Source organism: Nioella aestuarii (assembly GCF_050896395.1).
GTDB classification, from domain to species: Bacteria; Pseudomonadota; Alphaproteobacteria; order Rhodobacterales; family Rhodobacteraceae; genus Nioella; species Nioella aestuarii.
Map to the genome: position 1 here is coordinate 1 of NZ_JBPBBA010000066.1, position 9,238 is coordinate 9,238.

The 9,238-nt window shown below is 62.5% G+C and carries 12 protein-coding genes and 2 pseudogenes; 9 read left to right on the top strand and 5 right to left on the bottom strand.

Translation table 11 applies throughout. The annotated features are described in order from the left end of the window. Window positions 1–688 (bottom strand): annotated as a pseudogene (locus ACROHD_RS20270) (hypothetical protein); the annotation flags it as partial. A 96-nt stretch (window positions 689–784) separates the two neighbouring features. Beyond that, window positions 785–1,492 (bottom strand): uroporphyrinogen-III synthase, encoded by a 708-nt coding sequence (locus ACROHD_RS20275; RefSeq protein WP_432680265.1) that lies wholly within the window; start codon window positions 1,490–1,492, stop codon window positions 785–787. Between the two features lie 48 nt (window positions 1,493–1,540). Here ACROHD_RS20275 and tsaD point away from each other — a divergent pair, with 48 nt between their 5' ends. From tsaD to ACROHD_RS20300, 5 genes are read left to right on the top strand one after another with little or no spacing between them, the layout of a single operon-like run. After that, entirely contained in the window at window positions 1,541–2,620 is a 1,080-nt protein-coding gene (gene tsaD / locus ACROHD_RS20280; RefSeq protein WP_432680266.1) for a tRNA (adenosine(37)-N6)-threonylcarbamoyltransferase complex transferase subunit TsaD, read from the top strand. Beyond that, complete coding sequence (locus ACROHD_RS20285) at window positions 2,617–3,561, top strand: NAD(P)H-dependent glycerol-3-phosphate dehydrogenase (RefSeq protein WP_432680267.1); 945 nt, start codon at window positions 2,617–2,619, stop codon at window positions 3,559–3,561. Before tsaD ends, ACROHD_RS20285 begins: the two co-directional genes overlap by 4 nt. 3 nt (window positions 3,562–3,564) lie before the next feature. After that, window positions 3,565–3,834 (top strand): YciI family protein, encoded by a 270-nt coding sequence (locus ACROHD_RS20290; RefSeq protein ID WP_432680268.1) that lies wholly within the window; start codon window positions 3,565–3,567, stop codon window positions 3,832–3,834. Continuing rightward, a complete protein-coding gene (locus ACROHD_RS20295) occupies window positions 3,834–4,253 on the top strand; it encodes an EVE domain-containing protein (protein ID WP_432680269.1) in 420 nt (139 codons plus the stop codon). The genes ACROHD_RS20290 and ACROHD_RS20295 overlap by 1 nt, the downstream gene beginning before the upstream one ends. 51 nt (window positions 4,254–4,304) lie before the next feature. Further along, window positions 4,305–4,691, top strand: a complete 387-nt coding sequence (locus ACROHD_RS20300) for a DUF1761 domain-containing protein (RefSeq protein WP_432680270.1) — start codon at window positions 4,305–4,307, stop codon at window positions 4,689–4,691. Window positions 4,692–4,869: 178 nt separating this feature from the next. On the opposite strand, the gene ACROHD_RS20305 is transcribed toward ACROHD_RS20300, so the two are convergent. Together ACROHD_RS20305 and ACROHD_RS20310 are read right to left on the bottom strand one after the other, a co-directional pair. Next, a complete protein-coding gene (locus tag ACROHD_RS20305; RefSeq protein ID WP_432680271.1) occupies window positions 4,870–5,625 on the bottom strand; it encodes an SDR family NAD(P)-dependent oxidoreductase in 756 nt (251 codons plus the stop codon). A gap of 99 nt (window positions 5,626–5,724) precedes the next feature. After that, window positions 5,725–6,066, bottom strand: coding sequence for a DUF2853 family protein (locus tag ACROHD_RS20310; protein WP_127562713.1), 342 nt, complete (start codon window positions 6,064–6,066; stop codon window positions 5,725–5,727). Window positions 6,067–6,274: 208 nt separating this feature from the next. On the opposite strand from ACROHD_RS20310, the gene ACROHD_RS20315 reads away from it, so the two are divergent. The 3 genes from ACROHD_RS20315 to ACROHD_RS20325 all read left to right on the top strand — a co-directional run bounded on the left by ACROHD_RS20315 (window position 6,275) and on the right by ACROHD_RS20325 (window position 8,283). Continuing rightward, a complete protein-coding gene (locus tag ACROHD_RS20315) occupies window positions 6,275–7,141 on the top strand; it encodes a phytanoyl-CoA dioxygenase family protein (RefSeq protein WP_432680272.1) in 867 nt (288 codons plus the stop codon). 12 nt (window positions 7,142–7,153) lie between these two features. Continuing rightward, window positions 7,154–7,765, top strand: a complete 612-nt coding sequence (locus tag ACROHD_RS20320; RefSeq protein WP_432680273.1) for an HD domain-containing protein — start codon at window positions 7,154–7,156, stop codon at window positions 7,763–7,765. Window positions 7,766–7,830: 65 nt separating this feature from the next. After that, on the top strand, window positions 7,831–8,283 hold the full coding sequence (locus ACROHD_RS20325) for a hypothetical protein (RefSeq protein ID WP_432680274.1): 453 nt from the start codon (window positions 7,831–7,833) through the stop codon (window positions 8,281–8,283). A 4-nt stretch (window positions 8,284–8,287) separates the two neighbouring features. Here ACROHD_RS20325 and ACROHD_RS20330 read toward each other — a convergent pair whose 3' ends face one another. Next, on the bottom strand, window positions 8,288–9,148 hold the full coding sequence (locus tag ACROHD_RS20330) for an acetolactate synthase large subunit (protein WP_432680275.1): 861 nt from the start codon (window positions 9,146–9,148) through the stop codon (window positions 8,288–8,290). Between the two features lie 12 nt (window positions 9,149–9,160). On the opposite strand from ACROHD_RS20330, the pseudogene ACROHD_RS20335 reads away from it, so the two are divergent. Continuing rightward, a pseudogene (locus ACROHD_RS20335) lies at window positions 9,161–9,238 on the top strand (IS6 family transposase); the annotation flags it as partial.

The window sequence follows — 9,238 nt, forward strand, 5'->3', positions numbered from 1 at the left end:
CGGCGGTCGCGGCAGCGGCGAGCTGTTCGGCCATCGCGGCATTCGCAGCCTGCTGCTCGGCAAGGCTGGCGGATTGTTCCTGCAACGCGGCCTGCATCTGTGCGACGGCGGCGGCCACGGCGGCGGAGTTGTCAGTGCCCTCACCACCTTCGCCAAGCGGCAGGGTTTCGAGATAGGCAATACGGTCGGTCAGGCCGGTGATTTGGCTGCCGGTCGCGTCGATCCGGGCGCCAAGCGCGGCGATCTGTTCGCTGAGCGGACCAAGGTCAACAGGTTCCGAAGCGGGCGGGATGGCCTCGACCTGACCTTCCAGCGCAGTTGCACGGGTGGTCAGGGCGGTCAGCGTATCAGCCTGTTCATCGAGAGAGATCTGAATTGCAGCCAGGGCCGCCTCGGTTGCACCGTTGTCTTGCGGGGTGGGGGCAAACCCCATGAAAGCTGCACCATATCCCAAGCCTGCGGCGACGACCCCCCCCAGAACCAACGGCACGAAACCAGGTCCGCGGCGTGGCTCAGCGGTGGCAGGCTGAGGGTCAGGTTCCGTCGCGGCAGTTTCCTCGACGGCGTGGGCTTCCTCCACGACCTCGGCATCCGTCACCGTGTCATCAGCTTCGGTGACGGCCTCTGCCAGTGCGGCGTCGTCCTGTGCTTCGTCGGTTTCCTGAGGGGTCGTGTTGGGGTCGGCCACCGTCTATTTCCTTCAAATTATTCAAGATGCGCTGCAGAATCCCTTCGGTTGCAGCGCCGAGTCACAGATAGGTTCGCATGGGCGCGCCTGCGAGGGCTAGGGGCTAAGTTGTCTCGCCAGCGCTTTGAGCATTGCCGCGCCGGTGGGTTCATCCGCGAGGATTGCCGCCTGACGCAGTGCCGCTGGCAGGGCCGCCCGCGTGGCGTCGCTGATACAGATCAGGTCGGGGCTGGAAGCGGCGGGCAAGTCAGCTGCGAAGAGCGTCGCGCTGCGGGGCGAAAAAAGTGGCACGATAACGCGCTGCGTGCCGGATAGGGCCTTTAGCGCGCTGTTATCCAGGGGCAGGCTGCGCTGGTCATAGACGACATGGCCAGTAACGTCGAACCCCGCCGCGCAAAGCTGCTTGGCAATTCCGCCGCGGACATGGGTGCCGTGCAGATGGATCAGTGGGCCGTCTGGGGCGGCCCCCCGGATCAGCGCCACCAACTCGCCTGCCGCGCCACCGGCGGACTGAGCGTTCAACCCGGCCTCCGCCGCGACCCGTGCCGTTCGGTCCCCGACGCAATAGGCGGTGAGGCCCGCCTTGCCGCCCCCTGCCTGATAGGCCCTAACCCCGTTTTCCGACGTAAAGATCAGTCCCGCACCCGGTGGAACCGCTGGCAGATCCAGCAGAACGATCTCCTGCATTGGGGTGACGAGAATCTCTACCCGGTCGCCAAACTCCGCCCTGCATTGCTTTGCAAAGCGTTCCGCCTGCGCAGCGGGGCGTGTCAGAAGGATCAGAGGGGCGGCATTGTCAGGCATCGGGGGGAGTGTTACCTGCGAGGCAACCCTTGTGCAACGACGCCCGCCATGACCGACCGACTGACCATCCTTGGCATTGAAAGCAGCTGCGATGACACCGCAGCGGCGGTTCTGCGCGTGGATGAGGGGGTAGAATTGCTGTCCTCGGTGGTAAGCGGTCAGACCGACCTGCATGAGGCCTATGGCGGCGTGGTGCCGGAGATCGCGGCGCGTGCCCATGCGGAACGGCTGGATCTGATGGTGGAGCAGGCGGTGGAGCAGGCGGGCGTGTCATTGGCCCAGATCGACGCCATTGCGGTGACTGCCGGGCCGGGCCTGATCGGGGGTGTGCTGTCTGGCGTTATGTGTGCCAAGGGGCTGGCCATGGGATTGGGCGTGCCGCTGGTCGGGGTCAATCACCTTGCCGGTCATGCGCTGACGCCGCGCCTGACGGACGGGGTGGATTTCCCCTATCTTATGCTGCTGGTTTCTGGCGGGCATTGCCAGTTTCTGCGGGTGGATGGCCCGGACGATTTCACCCGCCTTGGCGGTACGATTGACGATGCACCGGGCGAGGCCTTTGACAAGGTCGCCAAGCTTCTGGGCTTGCCGCAGCCGGGTGGGCCGGTGGTGGAACAGGTGGCCCTTCAAGGCGATCCCAAACGCTTCCCTCTGCCACGTCCGCTCTTGGACCGCGAAGGCTGCGACATGTCCTTTTCCGGCCTCAAGACCGCCGTGCTGCGCACCCGCGACGGGCTGGTTGTTGACCAGGGTGGGATGCATGAACAGGACCGGGCTGATTTGTGTGCGTCTTTCCAGGCCGCCGTGCGCGATGTGCTGGCAGAGAAATCCCGTCGGGCGCTGGCGGGCCAGACCGACCTGACCTGTTTCGCCGTAGCGGGGGGCGTTGCCGCAAACCAGACCCTGCGCGCGGCGTTGGAGGAGGTGGCAGATGCCCAAGGCGTCCCCTTCCTTGCGCCGCCGCTAAGGCTTTGCACCGACAACGCCGCCATGATTGCCTGGGCAGGGTGGGAAGCCTACCGTGGAGGCCAACGTGACGGGATGGACCTGTCGGCACGCCCTCGCTGGCCGCTGGACCGCACAAGCCCGGCATTGATCGGATCGGGCAAGAAAGGGGCCAAGGCATGAACCGGGTCGATATTGCTGGCGCGGGTGCGTTCGGCACGGCATTGGCGATCACGCTGGCCCGCGCCGGTGCCGAGGTGACGCTGTGGGCCCGCGCCAGTGCAGAAGACATGCAGGCAAAGCGCGAGAATACCAGCCGCCTGCCGGGCCACCGCTTTCCCGACGGGCTGCGCGTGACGGGGGAAATCTCTGACCTGACGGCGGATGTGCTGCTGCTGGCGGTCCCAACCCCAAAACTGCACGAGGTTCTACCGATCCTTTCCCATCATGCCGGCACGGTGATCTCTTGCGCTAAGGGCATTCATTTGGCCACCGGCCTGTCCCCATGCCAGTTGATCGCCCGCGACCTGCCAGATGTGATAGCGGGCGTTCTCACCGGCCCCAGCTTCGCCGTGGATATCGCGGCCGGTCTTCCTACGGCCCTGACGCTGGCGCTGCCAGACGATGCCAAAGGTGCGGTATTGCAGGACAGGCTCTCCTCTCCCACGCTCAGGCTTTATCGCAGCACTGATCTGACTGGCGCGGAACTGGGTGGTGCACTGAAAAACGTCATCGCCATTGCGGCGGGCGCGGTCATCGGTGCGGGACTTGGCGAAAGCGCAAGGGCTGCACTGATGGCGCGCGGCTTTGCCGAGATGCGCAGGGTCGCGGCCGCTCGTGGCGCGCGGGATGACACACTTGCGGGGCTGTCCGGCTTTGGCGATCTGGTTCTGACCTGCACCTCGGATAAATCCCGCAACTACCGCCACGGGCAGGCACTGGCCGGTGCCCGTCCGCTCGACCCCGCTGCCACCGTCGAAGGCGCCGCCACGGCTGAAGAGCTTGCGTCACATGCGGATCTCGACACCCCTATTGCCGACGCTGTCGCGGCCTTGTGTCAGGGGCGCGTCTCTGTACAGGATGTGATGGCAGAGCTTTTGAACCGCCCTCTGAAACAGGAATAACCCATGCTGTATGCGCTGATCTGTACCGACAAGCCCGGACACCTGGAGGTCCGCAAGGCCAACCGGGATGCCCATATCGCCTATCTAAAATCCACCCCTGTCACCCATGCCGGGCCGTTTCTGAACGAAGCAGGGGATATGATCGGCTCTCTCGTCGTGATCGAGGCCGAGGACCGCGCCGGGGCTGAGGACTGGGCCGCGAACGACCCCTATGCCAAGGCGGGCCTTTTCGAGAAGGTGCGGATCGAGGCGTGGAACAAGGTGATCGGCTGATGCGTTACTGGCTGTTCAAATCCGAACCGAACACCTGGTCCTGGGATCAGCAGGTGGCCAGGGGCGAGGCGGGTGAGCAATGGGATGGCGTCCGCAACTATCAGGCCCGTAACAACATGCGCGAAATGGCCTTGGGCGACCGGGGCTTTTTCTACCATTCGTTGAAGGAAAAGGCGATTGTCGGCGTGGTCGAGGTCTGTGCGCTGGCCCATCCCGACAGCACCACCGACGATCCCCGTTGGGAATGCGTGGATATCAAGGCCGTGGGGCCGTTCAAGACGCCGGTAACGCTGGCCGATGTGAAAGGTGATCCGCGCCTGTCGGGCATGGTTCTTGCCAATAACTCCCGCCTGTCGGTGCAGCCCGTCACCGAAGAAGAATGGCGTGTCATCTGCGAAATGGGTGGTTTTTCCGCTTAAGGTTGTGGGCAGTCCATGGCATGATTTCTCCACTGCAACAGGAGTGTTCACATGGAATTTCTTAGTGTCTTGGTGGCCGGGGCTGCGGCTTGGATGTTTGGCGCCGTCTGGTACATGGTGCTGTCAAAACCGTGGATGGCTGCGAATGGGTTGACCGAAGATAAGGTCAAAGCCTCTGCAAGTCCGCTGCCCTATGTCGTCAGCTTTGTGATGGCGGTTCTGGTGGCTGGCATGACCCGGCACATTTTGGCCAGCTCGGGAATCACGACTCTGGGTGGCGGCGTGATGGTCGGCGCGGGGTTGGGCCTGTTCGTTGCGCTGCCCTGGGTGGTGAACAACGTGCTGTTCAGCTTTCGCGACAAATCACTGATCTGGATCGATGGCGGCTATCCGGTGATCGGCTGCACCATCATCGCCGTGGTGCTGATGTTGTTCTGATACAAGAAGGAGGGCCCCGACCCCCCGGGACCCTCCTTTACCCACGCGCAATATCTCGCTCCGCACGTGTTCTATGAGGGTCCGCCATCCTGGTCGGGACGGGGATATCTAAGCCGAGAAAGCCGCTCCGTTCAACGGAAATGCCCGTAGCTTTTTAGTCAAACCGAAGCAGTGCAGATCACAGCCGAAGCAGCCACCGCGCCAAGCCGGGGAAGTGGCGGGCCAAAAGCAGGTTGGCGCTTAGGGCGAATGGATAGACTGCCTGATGTTTGGGGGACTCTGCCAAAAAGGCCAGCTTCTCGGCACAGTACTCGGGTGTCAGGTCTGGAACCGTTTTGGCCATGCCCGGCATCTTTTCCAGCACGCCGGGATTGTTCTCGAAGTAATCCGAACCGATCTTGCCGAAAATCACGTGGCAGGATCGCACGCCAGAGCCGAACAGATCCTGCGCCAAAGCTTCGTGCAGGCCCCGCAGCGCCCATCTTGCAGCAGAATAGCCGACACTGGATGGCCAAGTCGCCATGCAGGCCGGGGAATTGACATGCAGGATCACCCCTGACCCCCGGTCCAGCATCGCCGGTAAAAAGACCCGCGTCGTGACGAAGGACGCCATGAAAGGCGCATCCATCATGTTGCGTGTTTCGGCCTCGGTCGTGTCTTCCATCCGCTTCCACTGACCTGCGCCAGCGCTGTTCACGATCAGATCGGGGGCACCGTATTCCGCCAGTATCCGGGCCGCGAGCGGCTCCATCTCCGCTTCGTGGGCTGCATTGGCCGGTGCGGCAATGGCCAGAACGCCGAGTGAATCGGCAAGCTCGGTCAACTTGTCGGCAGATCGCGCAACCATCACCACACGGTAGCCGCGTTTTACCAATACAGACGCCGTTGCCGCGCCAACACCACTGGACGCGCCGGTAACAATGGCCAGTTTCATAGGGATCTCCCGTTTTTTTGCGCTCAGTGCACCTTAGCATGGGCGACAAACAAAAAAGGCCCGCCACGCGGGCGGGCCAATTCGTCGGTTGCGCCCGGCTTAGCCGTAGACGCTTTCTTTCCCGAAATGCTTGGTCAGCATGTAATAGATTACGGCGCGGTACTTGTTACGCTCGGACCGGCCATAGGTCTCGATCACCGAGTCAATGGCGGCCATCAGGTCGTCGCTGTCGGCGAGGCCCAGTTTCTTCATAAGGAAGTTTTTCTTCACGGTCTCCAGCTCGCTCGGCTGAGAGCCCGCAACCGTCGATGCATCCGCGTCATAGATCGCGGGGCCGCAGCCGATCGTGACCTTGGTCAGCAGGTCCATGTCGGGTTCCATCCCGCATTTGTTGCGCAGATCATCTGCGTATTTGGCGATCAGTTCGTCGCGTTTGCCCATTTTTTTCTCCCCGTTTTTCAGTCGTTGGACATTTCCCATCCAGTACGGAGCGTATCAAACCCGGCTGACCTCGTTCTGACAATGAAAAACTTGGGTCATCCACAGCTTTACGGCCCAAAGGCGACTATCCCAACGTCGGAAACGAAGCGGACAATGCATGCAACGGGGCGGCAGCCTGACTTGGCAATCCGCGATGTCAGGAGCCCGCATGGCCGATAGTCTTAACCCCGATCAGATTGCCCGCTACTCGCGTGACGGGTTTCTGCACCCGATCCGCGCCTTCGATGCGGACACTGCACTTGCCCTGCGCGCTGAAGTCGAGGCGTTAGAACGAAGCCATCCTGTTGGTGCTGGCGGGCATGATCTGAACCAGTTCTTTCGCGTGAATGGCCAGCTTGTCATTCCCCTGTTGCACCACATCGCCTCGGCCCCCGGCATTCTCGACCCTGTCAGTTCGATCCTTGGTCAGAACCTGCTGGTGTGGTCGGTCGAGCTCTTCATCAAGGAACCGGGCACAACCAAAGTCGTCTCCTGGCATCAGGACATCACCTATTGGGGCATGGGCGAAACGGATGAGGAGCTGACGGCATGGCTGGCGCTATCGGACGTGTCGGTCAAGGCAGGCAGTATGCGCTTCATCCCCGGCAGCCACAAGAATGCCATCGTGCCCCATGCCGATACCTTTGCCGAGGACAACCTGCTGTCGCGAGGCCAGCAGATCGAAGGCATCAACGAGGACGAAGCGGTGTTCGGCGCTTTGAAACCCGGAGAGATGTCTTTCCATCATGGCCGCACCTTCCACGCCTCTGGCCCGAACATGTCCGATGACCGCCGGATCGGCGTGGCCATCCGCTATGTTACGCCCGAAGTGCGTCAACCCGACCTCTCCCGAGACTACGCGATGCTTGTGCGCGGCAAGGATGAGATGCAGGGTTGGATCAACGTGGCCCCGCCCGCGCGGCTGTTCGATCCTGCTTCGCTTGCGCTTTACGACGAAGTGCTGGAGGCGCAATCAGCAGCCTTGACCGCGGGTGCGGATGGCAATGTCGGGCTTTACGCCGGAAAGATGCAATAGGAGGATCGCCAGATGACCACCGATCAGATCGTCAGCTTCACCCAGATGAAGGATGGCACGAAAGAGGATTACGAGCTGCTGGAGAAGCTCGAAAAGCCTTATCTTGCGCTGACAGCCGATCGGGTGATGGACGAGCTTCGCCGCCAAGGTGAGGTCTCGCTGGAAGGTTACCCGATCACCCGGCTGGAACACGGGCTGCAATCGGGCACGCGTGCATTGCGCGAGGGAGCCGATATTGATTGGGTTGTTGGTGCGCTGCTGCATGACATCGGTGATGGCCTCGCCCCGCAGAACCACGATCGGTTTTCCGCCGAAGTGATCCGCCCCTTCGTGCGCGATGAGGTTGCGTGGGTCGTCGAACATCACGGTATCTTCCAAATGTTCTATTACGGTCACCACTATGGCTGGGACAAGGACGCGCGGGATCGGTTCAAGGATCATCCTTGCTGGCAAAGCTGCGCGGATTTCTGCGAACGGTGGGACCAGTCATCGTTCGATCCGAACTTTGATTCCGAGCCGCTGGAGGTGTTTGAGCCAATGGTGCGAGAGGTCTTTTCCCGCAAGGCCTACGATCCAGATGTGATGCAAGAGGGCGTGGTGAAGGGTCTGCCGGAACTGGCCTGATATCTCTTTGCCGCTCGCGAATACGGGCGTAGACTTCGGGCAAGTCCAATTGTGGAAGGTGCCCGATGCGTCCGTTCTTGATTGCCCTTATCCTCACCTTTTCTGCGTCATCCGCCCATGCGCAGTCAGCCCTTGATGCGCTGATGGCCGAGGCCGCCGCCGACTGCGCCAGTTTCGAAAATGGCGAGCTTCTGGTGGGCGAGGAGTCGACCAATTCCGTGGACCTCACCGGTGACGGAGTGCCCGAGGTCATCCTCGACGCCGAGTTCCTGCGCTGCTCGACCATGGCGATGGCCCCCTATTGCGGATCCGGGGGCTGCGCGCTCTACGCGATCGTGGACGAAGAGGTGTTCGAGTGGCAGTCGCTCGGCTGGCGCGTCATCGACTGGGACGGAGAGCCCATCCTGCTGATTGGCCGCGATGGCGGCTGGTGCGGGGTCAGCAGCGCGGGCTACTGTTTTGAGGCGCTCAACTGGAACGGCGAGACCTTCCTGACGGTGATGCCGCGGGTGGAGTAGCGCCTCAGATCACAGCCTCGATCAGTCGCGGGCCTTTGGCTGCCATGGCCTCTTCCAGTGCGGCTTCCATCTCGTCCACAGTCGTCGCGCGGGTGCCTTCCACGCCATGCCCCTTGGCCAGCGCCACCCAGTCGAGCAGCGGGTCGTCCACATCGAACATTGCCTGCGCGTTGCGGCCCACTTGCGTGACCCCCATGGCTGCCAGTTCTCCGCGCAGGATCTGGTAACCCCGATTGGCAAAGACGATCGCGGTCACATCCAGCCGTTCCCGCGCCATGGTCCACAGCGATTGCAGCGTATACATGGCCGAGCCGTCGCCGGTCAGCGCGATAACCTTGCGGTCGGGGCAGGCCACGGCGGCCCCGGTGGCAGCAGGCAGGCACTGCCCGATCGCGCCGCCCATTGTGGCCAGCAGGTCGTGGCGTTTTGCGGTGCGGGTCGCGGTGACAATGGGAAAGCCCGAGGTGACGGACTCATTCACCACGACGGCATCCTCCGGCATTGCACGGGCAATCAGCGCCCCTGCCGAGGCGGCGGTCAGCGCGCCTTCGGGCCGGTCGGGAAGGGCCAGTTCGACCGACGCGACCTGTTCGCCATGTGCCCCGAGCCTATCGGCCAACCCGTTCAGAACATGCTCCAAATCCATCGTGGCGTCCGCCAGTTCCAGCACATACGCATCGGCGGGCGTGGGCAGCGACGGTTTGCCGGGATAGGCGAAGAAATTGACTGGAGGGTTGGTGCCGCAGCAAACCAGGTTGCGGATGTCCTTCAACAATTCGGCATTGGCATCAACGGGATAGAGCAGTTGTTCCACTGGTGGCGTGCCTTCGCCCCGTTCCAGCCGGGGGGAGAAGAGCGGCGCCATCAGGCGGCATCCAATTTGCTTCACGAGCGTGGCGCGGACGTAAGCCACGAAACCGTCCGATTCTGGTGGCACCGGTTCGGGCCGATGTTC